Genomic DNA, 19,820 nt, shown 5'->3' on the forward strand with positions numbered 1-19,820 from the left:
GGGCAACTGATGGCTACCAACAGCGGTTTCCGCGAGGCGACGGGCGACCTGCGCCTCGAGTCCGTCACCAAGGCGTTCGGCGACTTCCGGGCCGTCGACGACCTCGACCTCGTCGTGCCCCGCGGGTCGTTCTTCGCCCTCCTCGGGCCCTCGGGCTGCGGGAAGACGACCACCCTGCGGATGGTGGCGGGGCTCGAGCAGCCCACCTCCGGGCGCATCCTCATCGGTGACACCGACCTCACCGGCAGCCGGCCGTACGAGCGCCCCGTCAACACGGTGTTCCAGAGCTACGCGCTCTTCCCGCACCTGACGATCCGCGACAACGTGGCCTTCGGGCCCAAGCGCCGCGGCCAGAAGGACGCGATGGAGCGGGCGGAGGAGACCCTCCGGCTCGTCGAGGTCGACCACCTCGCCGCGCGCAAGCCGGCCCAGCTCTCCGGTGGCCAGCAGCAGCGCGTCGCCCTCGCCCGGGCCCTGGTCAACCGGCCGGAGGTGCTCCTGCTCGACGAGCCGCTCGGTGCCCTCGACCTCAAGCTGCGCCGCCAGCTGCAGGTCGAGCTCAAGCGGATCCAGACCGAGGTCGGGCTCACCTTCATCCACGTCACGCACGACCAGGAGGAGGCCATGACCATGGCCGACACCGTCGCCGTGATGAACCACGGGCGCATCGAGCAGATGGGGGCGCCCGCCGACCTCTACGACCTGCCCCGCACCACCTTCGTCGCCAACTTCGTGGGCCGCTCCAACCTCGGCACCGGCCGGGTCGTCGACCGCGACGGCGACCACCTCGTCGCCGAGATCCAGGGCACGAAGGTCAAGGTGCCGCTCGCGCGCGCCGGTGTCACCGACGGCGAGGTCACGTTCGGGGTCCGGCCCGAGAAGGTGCGTGTCCTGCGCCAGCCTCCCGAGACCGGCGGCGACGACGTCAAGGGCATCGTCCTCGACGTCTCGTTCACCGGTGTGGCCACCGAGTACCTCGTCCGGCTGCCGAGCGGGGCGGTGTGGAGCTGCTACGAGCAGAACCTCGACGTCGACCCGATCGACCTGCACCGCGGCGACGACGTCTGGATCTCGTGGAACCCCGCGCACGCGTTCACCGTGCCGGTCGACGAGGCCGCAGCCAAGGCCGCCGCGGAGGCGACCGCGTGAGCGCCCTGGCCCACGTCGGCGGGACGAGCGGCACCACCGGTGCCGGTCCCGCCGGCGACGCGCCACCCCAGGAACGGGCCGGCCGCCGCTGGCTGCCGTACCTGCTGCTGCTGCCCGGCGGCCTGTGGCTGCTCGTCTTCTTCGTCGTGCCGCTGCTGCAGCTGTTCACGGTGAGCATCCAGTCGCAGTTCCCGGGCTACCCGGGCTACTACTACCGCGACGTGAACTTCTCGAACTACCTGCGGGCCCTCACCGACTTCGCACCGCAGTTCGGGCGCTCGCTGCTCTTCGCGGCCCTCGCCACCTTCTTCGCCTTCGCCCTCGCCTACCCGCTGGCCTACGCGATGGCCTTCAAGGCAGGCCGCTGGCGCAACATCATGCTCATCGCGGTCATCGCGCCGTTCTTCACCTCGTTCATCCTGCGCACCGTGGCGTGGCGACAGATCCTCGCCGACGACGGGCCGGTGGCCAGCACCCTCAACGCGCTGCACCTGCTCCCGGGCGGGCGCATCACCGAGACGGCCGCGGCCGTGGTCGCGGGCCTGACGTACAACTTCCTCCCGTTCATGGTGCTGCCCATCTACGCCTCGCTCGAGCGGGCCGACGCGCGGGTCATCGAGGCCGGGGGAGACCTGTACGCCAACGGCTTCACGACCTTCCGCACGGTGACGCTGCCGATGTCGATGCCCGGCGTCATCGCCGGCACGCTGCTCACGTTCATCCCGGCGGCGGGCGACTACGTCAACGCGGAGCTCCTCGGCTCCGACGGCGACAAGATGGTCGGCAACGTCATCGACAGCCAGTTCTTCCGGGTGCTCGGCGGCTTCCCGACGGCGGCGGCCCTGTCCTTCACCCTCATGGCGCTCATCCTCGCCATGGTCTTCGTCTACATCCGCCGCTTCGGGACGGAGGAGCTGCTGTGATCCGCTGGCTGCAGAACCGGTTCGCGATCATCGTCGCGGTCCTCGTCCTGCTCTACCTGTTCCTGCCCGTCGCGTACACGTTCGTCTTCTCGTTCAACAACTACCGGAAGTCGAACATCGTCTGGAACCCCCAGGGCAGCCCGACGCTCAAGCACTGGCAGGACCCCTGTGGGGCACCCGGCGTGTGCGACGCGCTCGTCACCTCCCTGCAGATCGGCGTCATCGCCACGGTCATCGCGACCGTCCTCGGCACGATGCTCGCGTTCGCCCTCGTGCGCCACAAGTTCCGCGGGCGGGCCGTGAGCAACGTCCTCGTCTTCGTGCCGATGGCGACGCCCGAGATCGTCCTCGGCGCCAGCCTGCTGACGATCTTCGTCCAGGGCTTCTCGCGGGTCGGCCTCGGCCTCGGGTTCTGGACGATCACGATCGCCCACATCATGTTCTGCGTCAGCTTCGTCGTCGTCACGGTGAAAGCCCGTCTGCAGAGCCTCGACCCGCGCATCGAGGAGGCCGCGCAGGACCTCTACGCCGGTCCCGGCAGCACGTTCTGGAGGGTGACCTTCCCGCTCGTCCTGCCCGGCATCGTCGGCGCGGCGCTGCTCGCCTTCTCGCTGTCCTTCGACGACTTCATCATCACGAACTTCGTCTCCGGCAACGAGACGACCTTCCCGAAGTTCGTCTACGTCTCCTACCTGCGCGGGATCCCCGCCCAGGCCAACGTCATCGGCTTCTCGATGTTCGTCATCGCCCTGACCCTGGTCATCCTCGGCCAGCTCATCGGCAACGCACGTCGCAGCAGCAAGTGACGTCCCACCACCTCGTCAGCAACCGGTTCCAGGAGGGTCACCCGTGCGCGTCCTCATGATCGGGGCGGGCGGTGTCGGCGACGCCGCCGCCCGCATCGCGGCCGAACGCGACTTCTTCGAGGCCTGGGTCGTCGCCGACCACGACGTCTCCCGCGCCGAGCGCACGGTCGCCGCGGCGTCGGCGCGCGGCGGTGGGGGAGAACGGTTCTCGGCGGCGCAGGTCGATGCCTCCGACGCGTCGGCGGTCGAGGCGCTGGCCCGCGAGGTGCGGGCCACGCACGTGTTCAACGCGGTCGACCCGCGCTTCGTCGTCCCGATCTTCGAGGGTGCCCGCGCCGCCGGGGCCGACTACCTCGACATGGCGATGAGCCTGTCGCGGCGCCACCCCGACGAGCCGTACGCCAGGGTGGGCGTCAAGCTCGGCGACGAGCAGTTCGCGCAGGCGGGGAGTGGGAGGCCGAGGGCCGGCTCGCGCTCGTCGGCATCGGCGTCGAACCGGGGCTGTCCGACGTCTTCGCGCGCTACGCCGCCGACCACCTCTTCTCGGAGCTCGACGAGCTCGGGACGCGTGACGGCGCCAACCTCGTCATCCGCGACGACGACGGGAACGAGGTCTTCGCGCCCGGCTTCTCGATGTGGACGATCATCGAGGAGTGCCTCAACCCGCCGGTCGTGTGGGAGAAGGCCCGCGCCGACGAGCCCGACGGCGGCTGGTACACCCTGCCGGCGTTCAGCGAGCCCGAGGTCTTCGACTTCCCCGGGGCATCGGGCCGGTCGAGTGCGTGCACGTCGAGCACGAGGAGGTGCTCCTCATGCCGCGCTGGGTCGACGCGCAGAAGGTCACCTTCAAGTACGGCCTCGGCGAGGAGATGATCGGCATCCTCCGCACGCTGCACACCCTGGGCCTGGACTCCACCGAGCCGGTGACCGTCAAGGGCGTGCAGGTGAGCCCCCGCGACGTCGTCGCCGCCGTGCTCCCCGACCCGCAGACCATCGGTCCGCGGATGGAGGGCAGGACCTGTGCCGGCCTGTGGGTCACCGGGACCGGCAAGGACGGGCAGCCGCGCCGCACGTACCTCTACCACGTGTCCGACAACGCCGACACGATGCGCGACTACGACGCCCAGTGCGTCGTCTGGCAGACCGCCGTCAACCCGGTCGTCGCCCTCGAGCTGCTGGCGAACGGCTCGTGGTCCGGCGTCGGGGTGCTCGGGCCGGAGGCCTTCGACGCGGTGCCCTTCCTCGACCTGCTCGCCGCCCCGAAGCCCGCGGGCTACGGCTCGCCCTGGGGCCTCGAGGACCGCTGACTCCTGTTCGTGCGAAAGGATCACCCCATGGCCATCACCCAGAAGGCACTCATCGACTCGGTCCCGACGGGCCTGCTCGTCGGCGGCACGTGGCGCGAGGCGAGCGGCGGTGCGCGCTTCGACGTCACCGACCCCGCCACCGGCGCCACGCTCACCAGCTGCGCCGACGGCACCCCGGAGGACGGCCTCGCCGCCCTGGCCGCGGCCGACGCCGCCCGCGCCTCGTGGGCCGCGACGCCCCCGCGCGACCGCGGCGAGATCCTGCGCCGCGCCTTCGAGATGGTCACCGCCCGGGCCGACGAGTTCGCGATGCTCATGACCCTCGAGATGGGCAAGACCCTCGCCGAGGCGAAGGGCGAGGTGACCTACGGCGCCGAGTTCTTCCGCTGGTTCTCCGAGGAGGCCGTGCGCATCCACGGGCGGTACTCCACCGCCCCGAACGGTGCGAGCCGGCTCGTGACGATGGCCCAGCCGGTGGGTCCGACCCTGATGATCACGCCCTGGAACTTCCCGCTGGCCATGGGCACCCGCAAGATCGGCCCGGCCATCGCCGCCGGCTGCACGATGGTCGTCAAGCCGGCGCACGAGACGCCGCTGACGATGCTCCTGCTCGCCTCGGTGCTCCAGGAGGCCGGCCTGCCCGACGGCGTCCTCAACGTCGTCACGACGACGCACTCCGGCGCGGTCTGCGAGCCGATCATCCGCGACCCGCGCCTGCGCAAGCTGACCTTCACCGGGTCGACGGCCGTGGGCAAGGTGCTCGTCGAGCAGTCGGCCGAGCAGCTGCTGCGCCTGTCGATGGAGCTCGGCGGCAACGCCCCGTTCATCGTCTTCGAGGACGCCGACGTCGACGCCGCGGTCGAGGGCGCGATGCTCGCCAAGATGCGCAACATCGGCGAGGCCTGCACGGCCGCCAACCGCTTCCTCGTCCACGACGCGGTGGCGCAGGAGTTCTCGACCAAGCTCGCCGCCCGGATGGGGGCGCTGACCGTCGGCAAGGGCACGAAGAAGGGCGTCGACGTCGGTCCGCTCATCACGCCGAAGGCCCGCGCGGGCGTCCACGAGCTCGTCGAGGACGCCGTGGGCCGCGGGGCGACGGTGCTCACCGGCGGCTCGCCCGTCCCCGGCCGCGGCAACTTCTACGAGCCGACCGTGCTCACCGACGTGCCCGAGGGCGCCCGGTGCCTCACCGAGGAGATCTTCGGGCCGGTCGCCCCCATCTGCACGTTCTCCGACGAGTCCGACGCCGTGGCCCGGGCCAACTCCACCGAGTACGGGCTCGTCGGGTACGTCTTCACCCGCGACAACGCCCGGGTGCTGCGGGTCTCGGAGGCCCTCGAGTTCGGCATGGTCGGGGTCAACACCGGCATCGTCTCCAACCCCGCGGCGCCATTCGGCGGCGTCAAGCAGTCCGGGTTCGGTCGCGAGGGCGGCTTCGAGGGCATCGAGGAGTACCTCGAGGTCAAGTACGTCGGCATCGCCCTCTGACCGCGACCGGGTCGGCCGAAGGGACAGGATCCGCCTCGACGGCGTGCGCCGCGTGGGGCGGAAGTGGTGCACTGGCCCCATGAGCCGGGCCCGCCACTCCGAGCGCCCGGACCGCCACCGGTCCGTGCGCTCCTTCCTCGACGACACCGACGAGGCCCTGCGGCTCGGCGCACGACCGGGTGCGAGGGTGTGGCCCACCGGGTTCGACCTCCTCGACACGACCTTCGGCGGAGGCCTGCGCTCGGGTGAGCTCGTGCTCCTGGCCGGCACCGAGGGCTCGGGCAAGACGACCTTCGCGATGCAGGTGATGCGCAACGCCGTCGTCGCCGGCCGGCACGCGGTCGTCTTCTCCTTCGAGCTGACCGCCGCCTCCCTCATCCAGCGACTGCTCGGGCTCGAGGCCGCCACGGCCGCCGAGCGCGACGACGACCCGATGAACCCCGCGGCCGACGTGCGCCAGTTCCGCGCCGTGCTCGAGGCCGAGGACCCCGACCGCCGCGGCCTCGGGTCGGCGATGCGCGGGCTCGCGTTCGGCATGGACGCGCTGATGACCATCGAGCGCTACTCCGACCGGCTGCACATCGTCGAGGGCAACCGGATGACGACCATCGGCCAGATCGCCAGCACCGTCGCCGCCGTCGCCGACGAGACCGGTGAGCCGCCGATCGTGCTCGTCGACTACCTCCAGAAGATCCCCGTCGACGGCATCGAGGGCACCGCGGACGAGACCACCCGCGTCACCTTCGTCACCGAGACGCTCAAGGAGCTCGCGATGGAGCTCGAGTGCCCCGTCGTCGCCATCTCCGCGGCCGACCGCGAGAGCCTCGGCGCCGGGCACCGGATGCGCACCCGCGACCTGCGCGGCTCCAGCGCCCTCGCCTACGAGGCCGACATCGTGCTCATCCTGCAGTCCAAGGAGAACATCGTCGCCCGCGAGCACCTCACCTACGACCTCAACGCCGCCAAGGTCTACCGCCGCTGGATCATCATCACGGTCGAGAAGAACCGCTTCGGTGGAGGCCAGGTCGAGCTCGAGGTGCAGAAGGACTTCGAGCACGGCCGGTACGTGCCGAGGGCGCGCGTCGTCTCCGAGCGCCTCATCGAGGAGCGGGTGTTCACGTCCTGACCGGCACCGGGCCGCGTCGGCACCGCCCCGCCCGTGGGGCAGGATGGCCGACGTGACCGTCCGCACCGTCGCCGTCCTGGGCTCCACCGGCTCCATCGGCACCCAGGCCCTCGAGGTCGTCGCCGCCCACCCCGACCGGTTCCGGGTCGTCGCGCTCTCCGCCGGGGGCAACACCGCCCTGCTCGCCGAGCAGGCCGCCGCCACCCGCGCCGGGCTCGTCGTCGCCGCGACCGGCGACGCCGAGTCACTGCGTGAGGCGGTCGCCGCCGCGGCCGGGGACCCGTCGTACCGGCCCGACGTGGTCGTCGGCGACGACGCCGCGACCCTGGCCGCCGGCTGTGGCGCCGACGTCGTGCTCAACGGCATCACCGGCTCGATCGGGTTGCGCCCCACCCTCGCCGCGCTCGAGGCCGGCTCGACGCTGGCCCTGGCCAACAAGGAGTCGCTGATCGTCGGCGGCCCCCTGGTGCGCGCCGCCGCGGCTCCCGACCAGATCGTCCCGGTCGACTCCGAGCACAGCGCCATCGCCCAGTCGCTGCGCGGCGGCCGGGCCTCGGAGGTCCGGCGGCTCGTCGTCACCGCGAGCGGCGGGCCGTTCCGCGGGCGCTCCCGCGCCGAGCTCGGCGACGTCACGCCCGAGCAGGCCCTGGCCCACCCGAACTTCTCGATGGGCCGGGTCATCACGACGAACTCGGCGACCCTCGTCAACAAGGGTCTCGAGGTCATCGAGGCCCACCTGCTCTTCGACGTGCCGTTCGACCGGATCGACGTCGTCGTGCACCCGCAGCAGCAGATCCACTCGATGGTCGAGTTCCACGACGGCTCGACCATCGCCCAGCTCGGGCCGCCGCGCATGCTCGTGCCCATCGCCCTCGGGCTGTCGTGGCCCGAGCGGCTCGAGGACGTCGACGTCCCGTGCGACTGGACCCGGGCACAGTCCTGGGAGTTCCACCCGCTCGACGACGAGGCGTTCCCGGCCGTGCGCCTCGCCCGGCAGGTCGGCGAGGCCGGCGGCACGTTCCCGGCCGTGTACAACGCCGCGAACGAGGTGTGCGTCGACGCCTTCCACGACGGCAGCATCGGCTTCCTCGACATCGTCGACACCGTGGAACGGGTCGTCGAGGCGCACGGCGCCGCGGAGAGGCAGAATGGAGTCGAACTCGACGCCTCGAGCGTCGAGTCCGTGCTCGCCGCCGACCGGTGGGCGCGAGAGCGCGCGCGGGCCCTGCTCGGCGCCGCGCCGACCGACCAGACCCAGGGAGGCAGCCGGTGACGACCGTGGCGTTCGTGCTCGGTGTGCTGTTCATGGCCGCCGGCGTGGCCCTCTCCATCGCGCTCCACGAGGTCGGCCACCTCGTGCCCGCCAAGCGCTTCGGCGTGCGCGTCACCCAGTACATGGTCGGCTTCGGGCCGACGGTCTGGTCGCGGCGCCGGGGCGAGACCGAGTACGGCGTCAAGGCGATCCCGCTCGGCGGCTACATCCGGATGATCGGCATGTTCCCCCCGCGCGCGGGCGACGCCGACGGCATGCTCCGGGCCTCGAGCACCGGGCGCTTCAGCCAGCTGATGGACGAGGCCCGCTCGGCGAGCCTCGAGGAGGTCCGCCCCGGCGACGAGGACCGCGTCTTCTACCGGCTGTCGGTGCCGAAGAAGGTGCTCGTCATGCTCGGCGGGCCGCTGATGAACCTCCTCATCGGCATCGTCCTGCTCACGGTGCTCGTCACCGCGCACGGCGTCCTCACCGCGCAGCAGGGGGCCGAGGCCGCCACGGTCGCCCAGTGCGTCGTCCCCTCCACCGCCGTGGCGTCGACGACGACCTGCGAGGGTCGGCCGCAGAGCCCGGCCCTGGCGGCGGGCATCCGCCCCGGCGACCGGCTCGTGTCCATCGCCGGGAAGGCCGTCACCAGGCCCCGGGACGTCACGAACCTCATCCGCCCCGCGGCCGGCACCAGCGTGCCCGTCGTCGTCGAGCGTGACGGCCGGCAGCTCACCCTGTCGGTCACCCCCATCCGCAACACCGTCGTGGTCCTCGACGCCGCGGGCAACCCGGTCCAGCGGGCCGACGGCACCCCCGCGACGACCGAGGCCGGCTTCATCGGGGTCGGGCCCCGCTCGCCGATGGCCTACGAGACCCAGCCGGTGACGGCCGTGCCGGGCATCGTCTGGGACTACACCGTGCAGACCGCCTCGGGGCTCGCGCACATCCCGCAGCGCCTCGGGGGAGTCTGGGACGCCGCGTTCGGCGGGGCCCAGCGCGAGGTCGACAGCCCGATGTCGGTCGTCGGCGTCGGCCGGGTCGCCGGCGACGTCGGGTCGGGCAAGTACGACGCGATCTTCGGGGCCTCCCTCGGTGACAAGTTCTGGACGCTGCTCACCCTCCTCGCGGGGCTGAACATCATGCTCTTCGTCTTCAACCTCGTACCCCTGCTGCCGCTCGACGGTGGGCACGTCGCGGGTGCCCTCTGGGAGGGCACGAAGCGGCAGTGGGCGCGGCTGCGCGGGCGTCCGGACCCCGGGTTCGTCGACGTCGCCAAGGCGCTCCCGCTCGCGTACTCGGTGGCCCTCGTGCTCATCGGGGTCTCGGCGCTGCTCATCTACGCCGACTTCGTCAACCCCGTCGACCTCGGCGGCTGACCGACCGCAGCCGTGGAGGGAACGCCCAGCCTCGCGCCGTAGGCTTGGGGCATGTCCGTCTCCCTCGGTATGCCCGCCGCGCCGCCCCCCGTCATCGCCCCCCGCCGGCAGAGCCGCAAGATCCGGGTCGGCAAGGTCGAGGTCGGTGGCGACGCCCCCGTGTCGGTGCAGTCGATGACCACGACGCCGACGACCGACATCAACGCGACCCTCCAGCAGATCGCCGAGCTCACGGCCGCGGGCTGCGACATCGTCCGCGTCGCGTGCCCCAGCCAGGACGACGCCGAGGCGCTGCCGGCCATCGCGCAGAAGAGCCAGATCCCGGTCATCGCCGACATCCACTTCCAGCCGAAGTACGTCTACGCGGCCATCGACGCCGGCTGCGCCGCGGTGCGCGTCAACCCGGGCAACATCCGGCAGTTCGACGACCAGGTCGGCGAGATCGCCCGGCGCGCCAAGGAGGCCGGGGTCTCCATCCGCATCGGCGTCAACGCCGGCTCGCTCGACAAGCGGCTGCTCGAGAAGTACGGCAAGCCCACCGCCGAGGCGCTCGTCGAGTCGGCCGTCTGGGAGGCCAGCCTCTTCGAGGAGCACGACTTCCACGACTTCAAGATCTCGGTCAAGCACAACGACCCCGTCGTCATGGTCAAGGCCTACCAGCTGCTCGCCGAGCGGGGTGACTGGCCGCTGCACCTCGGTGTCACCGAGGCCGGCCCGGCGTTCCAGGGCACCATCAAGTCGGCGACGGCCTTCGGCGCGCTGCTGTCCCAGGGCATCGGCGACACCATCCGCGTCTCGTTGTCGGCGCCTCCGGTCGAGGAGGTCAAGGTCGGCATCCAGATCCTCCAGTCGCTCAACCTGCGCCCTCGCAAGCTCGAGATCGTCTCGTGCCCCTCGTGCGGCCGCGCCCAGGTCGACGTCTACAAGCTCGCCGACGCCGTGACCGCCGGCCTCGAGGGGATGACCGTGCCGCTGCGCGTGGCCGTCATGGGCTGCGTCGTCAACGGCCCGGGGGAGGCCCGCGAGGCCGACCTCGGTGTCGCCTCCGGCAACGGCAAGGGCCAGATCTTCGTCAAGGGCGAGGTCATCAAGACCGTTCCCGAGAGCGAGATCGTCGAGACCCTCATCGAGGAGGCCCTGCGCATCGCCGAGGAGATGGGCGAGCCGATGGACGAGGAGTCGGCGGGCGCCCCGAGCGTCACCGTCTCCTGACCCGGGTGGCGCCGGCGCTCGACGTGTTCGACCCCCCGCCTCCCGTCGGGGTGCGGGCCGAGGTGCTCGGTCGGGTGGCGGACCTCGTGCTCGCCGTCCGGCCGGGGGAGCGCGTCGTCGTGGCGGTCGACGGGGTCGACGGAGCCGGCAAGACCGTGCTGGCCCGAGAGCTCGTGCTCCTGATCGACGGGCGGCGTGAGGTGCACCGCGCCGGCGTCGACGGCTTCCACCGCCCGCGTGTCGAGCGGTATGCCGGCGGGCGCACCGCCGAGACCTTCTACCGGGACTCCTACGACCTCGAGACCCTGCGCAGCCGGCTCGTCGCGCCGTTCCGTTCCGGGGCGGCGTGGGATCGGTCCGTGTTCGACGTCGAGGCCGACCGTGCCGTCCGGGACCCCCGTGAGCCGGCCGGCCCCGAGGCGCTCCTCCTGCTGGACGGGATCTTCCTCCACCGTCCGGAGCTCGTCGGTCTGTGGGACGCGAGCGTCTGGGTCGAGGTGCCGTTCGATGTCTCCGTGCCACGGGGCAACAGGCGCTTCGGGCCGCTCGGGCCGGACGAGCTCGACCCGGAGTCACCGTCGAACGCCCGGTACGTCGGTGGCCAGCGGCTCTACCTCGCCGAGGTCGACCCCGCGCGCCGAGCGACGTGGGTCCTCGACAACACCGACCTGTCGGCCCCCGTGCTCGGGGACCCTCACCGTCCGTCAGCGGCGGGTGCCGGGTCGTCCGACAGGCAGAGCGGTCTCGCGGCCGGCTGCTGACCGCTCGGCCGCCCGAACGGGCGGTGGCTCTGCCTGTCCGTGGCTCCGGGTCGGCCGGCGGGCGCCCCGAGCGTCACCGTCTCCTGAGCTGGGGCAACCCTCGACGGGCCGGTGGCCGGCGGAGCGGGTGCTGCGCGCCCCGCGGCCCTAGGCTGTGAGGGTGCTGCGCACACGCTCCCCGGTCCGGCCGCTGTCGCTCGCCGACCGCGACGCCGCCCTCGAGGTGTGCTCCCGCGACCTGCCCCGGGGGTCTTCGTCGCCGCCCGCATCCTCGAGGGGGCCCGGACGGGGTCCCTCGGCTCGGTCCTCGGGGCCCGCGACGAGGGCGGGTTGCGGTCGGTGTGCTGGGCCAGCGCCAACGTCGTCCCGGTCGGCACGACCGCCGTCGACCAGCCGCACTTCGCCGAACGGCTGCGCCGCTGGCGCGGGCGCGCCGCCTCGGTCTTCGGCCCGCGCGACGAGGTCGAGGGCCTGTGGTCCCACCTCGAGCCGGCGTGGGGCGCGGCCCGGGCCGTCCGCAGCAACCAGCCGCTGCTCGTCGCGCACGAGCCGCCGTCGACCCTCGGCATCGCCCTCGACGAGCGGGTCCGCCCGGCCCGTCCGGAGGAGGTCGACCTCGTGCTGCCCGCGGCCGAGCACATGTTCACCGCCGAGATCGGCTACCGGCCCTACAGCGGCTCCAACCGCGGCTACCGGGCGTCGCTGGCCGCGCTCGTGGGGCGCGGGCACACCTACGTCGTCGTCGAGGACGGCGAGGTGGTCTTCAAGACCGACATCGGCAGCCTCGCCCTCGGCTGCGCGCAGCTCCAGGGCGTCTGGATCGCGCCGCGCCTGCGGGGCCAGGGCCGGGCCGTGCCGATGCTGGCCTCGGTGGTCGAGCAGGTGATGCTCGGCCCCGCGCCGCTGGTCTCGCTCTACGTCAACGACTTCAACGCCGCCGCCCGCGCCACGTACGAGCGGCTCGGGTTCCGCGAGGTCGGCGCCTTCGCCACGGTGCTCCTCTGATGGGTCCCGCGACGTCGGACGGCCGCTGAGGTGTCGCAGGTCGCCTGGGCCCCCCTCACGGAGGAGGACCTGCCCGCCCTCCGTGAGCTCGCGCTGGCCTGCCTGCGCGCCGACGGCGGGCTGCCGATCCTCGCGGAAGAGCCGATGCTGCGCCGGTACTTCCTGGCCGGCGAGGGCATCGGCGGACGGGACGAGACCGGGGACCTCGTCGCGGCGGCCGGCGTCACCCGCGACCGCAGCGGGCAGCGCAGCGCCTCGGGCCTGGTCCGGCCGTCCGCGCGCCACCGGGGCCTCGGCACCGAGCTCGCCGCCTGGTGCTCCGAGCACGCGGGCGGCACGCTGCTGCGGGTCGCCGTCGAGACCACGTCGCCGGAGACCGAGGCCTTCCTCCACCGGCTCGGGCTGGTGCGCACCTTCGCCGAGCACGTGATGCGCCACGACCTGCTCGACGTTCCGCGCATCCGGCGTCCTCAGGGACTGCGGTCGCTGCCCTGGGACGAGGAGAGCGCCCCGCTGTTCCACGAGGCCTACCGGCAGTCCTTCGCCGAGCGGCCGGGCTTCCCCGACACGCCGTTCGGGGAGTGGGTGCGCGACCTCACCGACGACCCGGGGTTCCGTCCCGACCGCTCGCGCGTGGTCGTCGACGGCGAGGGCCGACCGGCGGGCTTCGTCACCCTCTCGGACTGCTGGGTCGACCAGGTGGGCGTCGTGCCGCAGTGGCGGGGGAGAGGGCTCGGCGCGCACCTCGTCGCCCGCTCGCTGCGGGCCCTGCGCAGGGTCGGGTGTGGTGAGGCGTGGCTCGCCGTCAACGTCGACAACCCCGCGCACGCGCTCTACCTAAGGCTGGGCTTCGTCGACGCCGGGCTGCGGGCCCGCTACGGCCAGGTGGCCTGACCGGCCGCGGCACCACCCGGAATGCGGGCGACGGCTCCCCCGGGGCGCGGATATCCTTGCCGGGCCCCACCTCGACCCCGACCCCAGGAGCCCTCCCGTGGCCATGCGCATGTCGTCCCTGTTCCTGCGAACCCTTCGCGAGAACCCGGCGGACGCCGAGGTGCCGAGCCACCAGCTGCTCGTGCGGGCCGGGTACATCCGACGGGTGAGCCCCGGCATATACACGTGGCTGCCGCTCGGGCTGAGGGTGCTGCGCCGCGTCGAGACGATCGTGCGCGAGGAGATGGACGCCATCGGTGCCCAGGAGCTGCTGTTCCCGGCGCTGCTGCCCCGCGAGCCCTACGAGACCACCGGGCGCTGGACCGAGTACGGCGACGGCGTCTTCCGCCTCCAGGACCGCAAGGGCGACGACTACCTCCTCGGCCCCACGCACGAGGAGATGTTCACCCTCGCCGTCAAGGACCTGTACTCGTCGTACAAGGACCTGCCGCTGTCGATCTACCAGATCCAGACGAAGTACCGCGACGAGGCCCGGCCGCGCGCGGGCATCCTGCGCGGGCGCGAGTTCGTCATGAAGGACAGCTACTCCTTCGACCTCGACGAGGCCGGGCTCGACAAGAGCTACCAGCTGCACCGCGACGCCTACGTCCGCATCTTCGAGCGGCTCGGGTTCCACTACGTCATCGTCCAGGCCATGGCCGGGGCGATGGGTGGCAGCAAGTCCGAGGAGTTCCTCGCGACCGCCGAGAACGGTGAGGACACGTACGTGCGCTGCCCGAACTGCGGCTACGCGGCGAACGTCGAGGCCGTACGCGTGCCGGTGCCCGACGCCGTCGACGCGTCCGGGCTGCCCGCCGCCCACGTCGAGGACACGCCGGACACCCCGACCATCGAGTCGCTCGTCAACCACCTCGAGTCGGCGTTCCCGCGCTCGGACGGCCGCTCGTGGAGCGCCGCCGACACCCTGAAGAACGTCGTCGTCATGCTCGTGCACCCCGACGGCACCCGCGAGCCGCTGGCCATCGGCCTGCCCGGCGACCGCGAGGTCGACGAGAAGCGGCTCGGTGCCCAGGTCGAGCCCGCGGTGGTCGCGGCGTTCGACGAGAAGGACTTCGCGCGGTACCCGACGCTGGCCAAGGGCTACATCGGGCCCGGCGCGCTGGGCGCGGAGCAGAGCTCGGGCATCCGCTACCTCCTCGACCCGCGGGTCGTCGACGGCACGGCGTGGGTCACCGGTGCCGACGTGTCGGGGCAGCACGTGCTCGACCTCGTCGCCGGCCGCGACTTCACCGCCGACGGCACCATCGAGGCCGCCGAGGTTCGCGAGGGCGACGCCTGCCCCTCGTGCGGCCACGGGCTGGAGTCGGCGCGCGGCATCGAGATGGGGCACATCTTCCAGCTCGGCACCAAGTACGCCGAGGCGCTCGACCTCAAGGTGCTCGACGAGAACGGCAAGCTGCGCACCGTGACGATGGGCTCCTACGGAGTCGGTGTCTCGCGCGCCGTCGCGTGCGTGGCCGAGGGCAACCACGACGAGCTCGGGCTCGTGTGGCCGCGCGCGCTGGCGCCCGCCGACGTGCACCTCGTGGCCACCGGCAAGGACGACGCCGTCTACGTGTTCGCCGAGGAGCTGACGCGCTCGCTCGAGGCCCAGGGCGTCGAGGTGCTCTTCGACGACCGTCGACAGGCTTCTCCCGGAGTCAAGTTCAAGGACTCCGAGCTCATCGGGGTGCCGACCATCGTCGTCGTCGGACGCGGGCTCGCCGACGGAACCATCGAGGTCAAGGACCGGCGGACGGGCGAGCGGCGCGAGGTCGCGTCCGCTGACGCCGTGCGCGAGGTGCTCGCCGAGATCGGTCGCGCGTGAGCCGCCCGCTCGAGGCGGTCGTCTTCGACTGGGGCGGCACGCTGACGCCCTGGCACGACGTCGACCTGCCCGAGCAGTGGCGCGTCTTCGCCCGCGAGGTGCACGGCGTGCCCGTGGGGTCGCCGGACGTGCCGCAGGCCGACCTCGACGAGGCGCACCGGCTCGCCGACCGCATCCTCGCGGTCGAGTCGGCGGCCTGGCGGCGGGGTCGTGACGACCACTCGTCGGCGTCGCTCGGGACATCCTCGACGAGGCGGGCGTCGACGCCGAGCACGACCGGCACCACCTGGCGCTGGCTGCCTACCGCCGGTTCTGGGAGCCGCACACGATCACCGACCCGCAGGTCCGTCCGGTGTGGGAAGGGTTGCGCGAGAGGGGTCTTCGCGTCGGTGTGTTGTCGAACACGATCTGGTCGCGCGACTACCACCGCGAGATCTTCGAGCGTGACGGCGTCCTCGACCTGCTCGACGCCGACCTGTACTCGAGCGAGATCGACCACGTGAAGCCGCACCCCGAGGCCTTCCGCGCCATCTGCCGGGCGCTCGGGGTGGAACCCGAGGCTGCCGTGTACGTCGGCGACCGGATGTTCGAGGACGTCCACGGCCCGCAGCAGGTCGGGATGCGCGCCATCTGGGTGCCGCACTCGACGCTGCCCGAGAACCAGAAGGTCGAGGTGACGGCCGTGCCCGACGCGCGGGCCCACGAGCTGCTCGACGTCCTGTCCGTCGTCGACGGGTGGTTGGCCGACGCCCGTGGCTGAGGTCTCCGGGCAGGTCCTCGTCCTGCTCGGGCTGGCCGGGTTCCTCGCGGGGTGGGTCGACGCGGTGGTCGGCGGCGGCGGCCTGGTGCAGCTGCCCGCCCTGCTGCTCGGGCTGCCGGGCGCGACGCCCGCCCAGGTCCTCGCGACGAACAAGTTCGGGTCGGTGTGGGGCACGGCGTCGGCGTCGGTCACCTACTACCGGCGGGTGCGCCCCGACCTGCGGACCGCCCTGCCGATGGCGGCCGTCGCGTACGTCGGCGCGATCGGTGGTGCGTTGCTCGGGCTGCACATCCCGAAGTCGCTCTTCAACCCGGTCATCCTCGTGCTGCTCGTCGCGGTGGGGGCGTACACGCTGCTGCGGCCGTCGCTGGGGGAGGCGACGCAGCTGCGCTGGTCGGGGCACCGGCACACGGTCGCGGCGGTGCTCACCGGCTTCGTCATCGGGGTGTACGACGGCGCACTGGGTCCGGGGACCGGGTCGTTCCTGGTGTTCGCCCTCGTCGGGCTCATGGGGTACGCGTTCCTCGAGGCGTCGGCGAAGGCCAAGATCGCCAACCTCGCGACCAACCTCGGGGCGCTGACCGTCTTCGTCCCGGGCGGGCACGTCGTGTGGGCGGTCGGGGCGGTGATGGCCGTGACGAACCTGCTCGGCGGGTACGTCGGGGCCCGGACGGCGGTGCGCCTCGGGAGCGGCTTCGTGCGGGCGGTGTTCGTCGTGGTCGTCGGCGCCTTCGTCCTCCGGATCGGCGGCGACCTCGCCGGCCTCTGGTGACCCCGGCCCCTTTCCCCGCTCCTACCCCCGCTCCCTTCCCCGAACGTGTGTGAACACGCCGGATCTGTCCGGCGTGTGCACACACAATCGCGGGCCTGTGGATGACGCCAGCGGGCGTGGGCTGCTGCGGTGCAGGCTTCCCGGCTGGACCGGCAGCAGCGGAGCAGGGTGGAAGAGCTCGCTGACCTGCACGGCGGGATCCTGTCCCGGTCACTGCTGAGCGGCCTGGGAATCGATCGCGACGCCATCGCACGGGAGGTGGCGGCCTGCCGCTGGGCCGTACCGGGTCGGCTCACGGTGGCCGTCCATCGCGGACCGCTTCCCGCGGCCGCCCGGCCCTGGCTCGCGGTGTGGGAGGTCGGCCACACGGTGGCCGTCGTCGACGGGGTCAGCAGCCTCGTGGCAGCAGGGCTGACCGGCTTCAGCGAGGCCCGGGTGCACGTCTCCGTCATGCGCAACTCGCGATGTCCGCGAGTCGCGGGCGTACGCACCCACCGGGTGCGGCGCCTCCCCGACGAGCGGCACCCGACCGACCTCCTGCCCCGGACCCGACCCGCCGTCGCCGCCGTTCGAGCGGCCGGCTGGGCGGTCAGCGACCGCCAGGCCGCCCTGGTCCTCGCGATGGCGGTCCAGCAGCGCCTGGTCTCCGGTCAGGACCTCCTCACTGCCACCCGGACGATCCGCACCAGGGGCCGCCATCCGTTCATCCGGCAGGTGGTCCGTGACATCGCGGACGGCGCGCACTCCCTCGGGGAGCTCGACTTCGCGGCCATGTGTCGCCGTCACGGAATCCCCGAGCCCGACCGACAGGTGGTGAGGCGCGGGCCGTACGGGCGCGTCTACCTCGACGTTCGCTGGGACGCGGCGGGCCTCGTCGTCGAGATCGACGGCTCGGGTCACCGGATGGGACTCGCTGTCACGTCCGACAACCTGCGCCAGAACGCCGTCACGCTGGACCGCGACACGGTGCTGCGCTTCGACCTGCTCGCACTCCGGCTCGAGGAGTCGACCGTCATGGCTCAGGTGCGCATCGGTCTGCGCGGATGTGTGTGAACACGCCGCTGGTTCCCGGCGGGTTCACACACATCCGCGGGCGGGGAGGAGGAGGAGGGGGCTCGGGTCAGGGGCGGGTGAGCCAGAGGGCGGCGTACGGGGGGAGGTGGACGTCGCTGCCCCGCCAGGGGAGGGGATCGCCGGTGACGGCGTCGACGGCGTCGGCGAGCCCGAGCTCGTGGACCCGCCAGCCGGGCCAGACCCGCTCCTCGGGCGTCACGTTGTAGACCCCGGCCATCCGGCCCAGCGGGTGGTCGCGCAGCGTGACGAGGACGCCGGGGTCGTCGACCGGCCCGATGGTCGTCTCGACCGACGCGTGCAGGTGGGGGAGCGAGGCCCGGGCCCGCACGAGCGCCACGAGGTCGCCGAACACCCGGCCGGCCACCGTCGACGGGTCGTGCCGCGACGCCGCCCGCGACCAGTCCAGCCGCGGCCGGTGGGCCCACCGGTTGTCGTCCTCGTGGCCCGGCTCCTGCGCCCATGCGGGGTCGTTCGGCTGGCCGAGCTCGTCACCGCTCCACAGCACCGGGAGGCCGCCCCAGCCGAGCACGACCGCGTGCGCCAGCCGGAGCGCCGCTGCGGCCTCCTCGACCTCCTCGGGGGCGGCGGACTCCTCGGCGGCCTCGAGCCCGATGAGCGAGGCGGCGGTGCCCGAGGTGCGCCGGTCGCCGGTGTAGGGGTTGAACTGGAAGACCAGCCCGCGCGCCGAGGAGCCCCAGAAGTCGCCCGAGTACCAGTCGGCGAGGAAGTGGCGGTGTCCGTGGCCGGTGACCCCGACCGCCGCCGCGTCCTCGTCCATGATCGCCCAGCCGATGTCGTCGTGGCAGCGCAGGTAGGTGAGCCACGTCGCGGTCGACGGCTTGCGCGGCAGCGACCCCAGCGCGTGCGCGGCGAGCCGGACGTCGCGCGCGGCGAGCATCGACCAGACCTGCACCATGAGGCTGTTGTGGTACGCGACGTCGCTGACCTTGCCGGTGTGCTCACCCTGCCCGAGGTAGGCCAGCAGCTTCGTCGGTGCGACGATGGCCTCGGCCTTGAACGCGACTGCGGGACAAGCCATCCGGGTGACCGCCCGCAGAGCCTGCGTGATGGCGTGCACCTCCGGCTGGCCCTGGCAGTCGGTGCCGAGGCGCTTCCACATGAAGGCGATGGCGTCGAGGCGCAGCACGTCGACGCCGTGGTTCGCGAGGTCGAGGACGATCTGCGCGTACTCGGTGAGCACATCGGGGTTGCCCCAGTTGACGTCCCACTGCCACTCGTTGAAGGTCGTCCAGACCCAGCCGTCGAGGTCGTCGTCCCAGGTGAAGTTGCCGGGGGCGAAGTCGGGGAACACCTCGGGGAGCGTCCGCTCGTAGGCGTCCGGGAGCCGCCGGTCCGGGAAGACGTGGAAGTACGAGCGGTAGCGCAGCGTGCCCTCCCGGGCCCGTCGCGCCCACTCGTGCTCGCGGGCCACGTGGTTGAGCACGAGGTCGAGGACGAGGCTCATCCCGCGTTCGTGGAGCGAGTCGGCGAGCCCGGTGAGGTCGTCCATCGTCCCGAGGTCGGACCGCACCTGCCGGTAGTCGGCGACGGCGTAGCCCCCGTCGTTGTCGCCGTCCCGCGGGCGCAGCAGGGGCATGAGGTGGAGGTAGGTGACCCCGAGCTCGTCGAGGTAGTCGAGCCGCTCGCCGACGCCGTGCAGGTCCTCGGCGAAGCGCTCGGTGTACGCGGCGTACCCGACCATCGACGGCTCCTGGAGCCAGTCGGGGCGCAGCATCCTCTGGAGGTCGCGGCGGTGCAGCCGGTCCGGTCGGCGGGCGAAGGCCCGGGCGGCGAGGGTGACGAGCTCGGCGCCCGTGCGCTCGGCCCGCTCGGCGCCGTAGAGGGCGGTCAGGGACCCGAGGAGGTCGGGCCACCACCGCTCGACGCGGGCCCGGAACATCTCGGCGCGCTCGCCGCTCCCGAGCGCCGTCGTCACGGCGGGGGCGGGGGCACCGGTGCACTCACGAGGCGCATCCTGCCGGATGTGCGCAAGCGTTTCCATGCCATCCCGGGACCGACTTCCCCGAACTCACGGTGGGCAC

Annotated in this window: 16 protein-coding genes and 1 pseudogene; 16 read left to right on the forward strand and 1 reads right to left on the reverse strand. The window is 72.6% G+C overall.

What is annotated here, in order from left to right:
- The first annotated feature begins 9 nt into the window (after positions 1-9).
- The 16 genes and pseudogenes from G7075_RS03785 to G7075_RS03860 all read left to right on the forward strand — a co-directional run bounded on the left by G7075_RS03785 (position 10) and on the right by G7075_RS03860 (position 17,757).
- A complete protein-coding gene (locus G7075_RS03785; RefSeq protein ID WP_166118999.1) occupies positions 10-1,149 on the forward strand; it encodes an ABC transporter ATP-binding protein in 1,140 nt (379 codons plus the stop codon).
- Positions 1,146-2,072 carry an ABC transporter permease gene (locus G7075_RS03790; protein WP_166119003.1) on the forward strand — a complete coding sequence of 309 codons (927 nt, stop codon included), beginning with the start codon at positions 1,146-1,148 and terminating at the stop codon, positions 2,070-2,072. The genes G7075_RS03785 and G7075_RS03790 overlap by 4 nt, the downstream gene beginning before the upstream one ends.
- Positions 2,069-2,878: an ABC transporter permease gene (locus G7075_RS03795; protein ID WP_166119005.1), complete on the forward strand. Its 810-nt coding sequence runs from the start codon at positions 2,069-2,071 to the stop codon at positions 2,876-2,878. The genes G7075_RS03790 and G7075_RS03795 overlap by 4 nt, the downstream gene beginning before the upstream one ends.
- Positions 2,879-2,921: 43 nt before the next feature.
- Positions 2,922-4,185: pseudogene (locus G7075_RS03800) on the forward strand (saccharopine dehydrogenase family protein).
- Positions 4,186-4,212: 27 nt separating this feature from the next.
- Complete coding sequence (locus G7075_RS03805; RefSeq protein ID WP_166119008.1) at positions 4,213-5,673, forward strand: NAD-dependent succinate-semialdehyde dehydrogenase; 1,461 nt, start codon at positions 4,213-4,215, stop codon at positions 5,671-5,673.
- Positions 5,674-5,752: 79 nt separating this feature from the next.
- Complete coding sequence (locus G7075_RS03810) at positions 5,753-6,799, forward strand: DnaB-like helicase C-terminal domain-containing protein (protein WP_166119010.1); 1,047 nt, start codon at positions 5,753-5,755, stop codon at positions 6,797-6,799.
- 43 nt (positions 6,800-6,842) lie between these two features.
- Positions 6,843-8,072 carry a 1-deoxy-D-xylulose-5-phosphate reductoisomerase gene (dxr, locus tag G7075_RS03815; RefSeq protein ID WP_166119013.1) on the forward strand — a complete coding sequence of 410 codons (1,230 nt, stop codon included), beginning with the start codon at positions 6,843-6,845 and terminating at the stop codon, positions 8,070-8,072.
- Positions 8,069-9,433 carry an RIP metalloprotease gene (locus G7075_RS03820; protein WP_240917868.1) on the forward strand — a complete coding sequence of 455 codons (1,365 nt, stop codon included), beginning with the start codon at positions 8,069-8,071 and terminating at the stop codon, positions 9,431-9,433. Before dxr ends, G7075_RS03820 begins: the two co-directional genes overlap by 4 nt.
- A 51-nt stretch (positions 9,434-9,484) precedes the next feature.
- Positions 9,485-10,645, forward strand: coding sequence for a flavodoxin-dependent (E)-4-hydroxy-3-methylbut-2-enyl-diphosphate synthase (gene ispG, locus G7075_RS03825; protein ID WP_166119015.1), 1,161 nt, complete (start codon positions 9,485-9,487; stop codon positions 10,643-10,645).
- 5 nt (positions 10,646-10,650) lie between these two features.
- Positions 10,651-11,406: a uridine kinase gene (locus G7075_RS03830; RefSeq protein ID WP_205860611.1), complete on the forward strand. Its 756-nt coding sequence runs from the start codon at positions 10,651-10,653 to the stop codon at positions 11,404-11,406.
- Between the two features lie 225 nt (positions 11,407-11,631).
- Complete coding sequence (locus G7075_RS03835; protein WP_240917869.1) at positions 11,632-12,411, forward strand: DUF4081 domain-containing GNAT family N-acetyltransferase; 780 nt, start codon at positions 11,632-11,634, stop codon at positions 12,409-12,411.
- A gap of 30 nt (positions 12,412-12,441) precedes the next feature.
- On the forward strand, positions 12,442-13,305 hold the full coding sequence (locus tag G7075_RS03840; RefSeq protein WP_166119018.1) for a GNAT family N-acetyltransferase: 864 nt from the start codon (positions 12,442-12,444) through the stop codon (positions 13,303-13,305).
- Positions 13,306-13,402: 97 nt separating this feature from the next.
- Entirely contained in the window at positions 13,403-15,172 is a 1,770-nt protein-coding gene (locus tag G7075_RS03845) for a proline--tRNA ligase (protein WP_166119022.1), read from the forward strand.
- 292 nt (positions 15,173-15,464) lie between these two features.
- Positions 15,465-15,932, forward strand: a complete 468-nt coding sequence (locus G7075_RS20720) for an HAD family hydrolase (RefSeq protein WP_371814269.1) — start codon at positions 15,465-15,467, stop codon at positions 15,930-15,932.
- Positions 15,925-16,704: a TSUP family transporter gene (locus G7075_RS03855; protein ID WP_166119025.1), complete on the forward strand. Its 780-nt coding sequence runs from the start codon at positions 15,925-15,927 to the stop codon at positions 16,702-16,704. The genes G7075_RS20720 and G7075_RS03855 overlap by 8 nt, the downstream gene beginning before the upstream one ends.
- Before the next feature lie 297 nt (positions 16,705-17,001).
- On the forward strand, positions 17,002-17,757 hold the full coding sequence (locus G7075_RS03860) for a hypothetical protein (RefSeq protein WP_166119028.1): 756 nt from the start codon (positions 17,002-17,004) through the stop codon (positions 17,755-17,757).
- 67 nt (positions 17,758-17,824) lie between these two features.
- Here the strand turns inward: G7075_RS03860 and G7075_RS03865 are convergent, their stop codons facing one another.
- Entirely contained in the window at positions 17,825-19,714 is a 1,890-nt protein-coding gene (locus G7075_RS03865; RefSeq protein WP_371814172.1) for an alpha-amylase family protein, read from the reverse strand.
- Positions 19,715-19,820: the final 106 nt, after the last annotated feature.

Source organism: Phycicoccus sp. HDW14, assembly GCF_011383005.1.
In the GTDB taxonomy this organism is placed as follows: Bacteria; Actinomycetota; Actinomycetes; order Actinomycetales; family Dermatophilaceae; genus Phycicoccus.

Excerpts from the sequence above, each read along its gene's own strand:
- G7075_RS03785 (WP_166118999.1), top strand. The coding sequence starts at position 10 with ATGGCTACCAACAGCGGTTTCCGCGAGGCGACGGGCGACCTGCGCCTC.
- G7075_RS03805 (WP_166119008.1), top strand. The coding sequence starts at position 4,213 with ATGGCCATCACCCAGAAGGCACTCATCGACTCGGTCCCGACGGGCCTG.
- G7075_RS03810 (WP_166119010.1), top strand. The coding sequence starts at position 5,753 with ATGAGCCGGGCCCGCCACTCCGAGCGCCCGGACCGCCACCGGTCCGTG.
- dxr (WP_166119013.1), top strand. The coding sequence starts at position 6,843 with ATGGCCGACGTGACCGTCCGCACCGTCGCCGTCCTGGGCTCCACCGGC.
- ispG (WP_166119015.1), top strand. The coding sequence starts at position 9,485 with ATGTCCGTCTCCCTCGGTATGCCCGCCGCGCCGCCCCCCGTCATCGCC.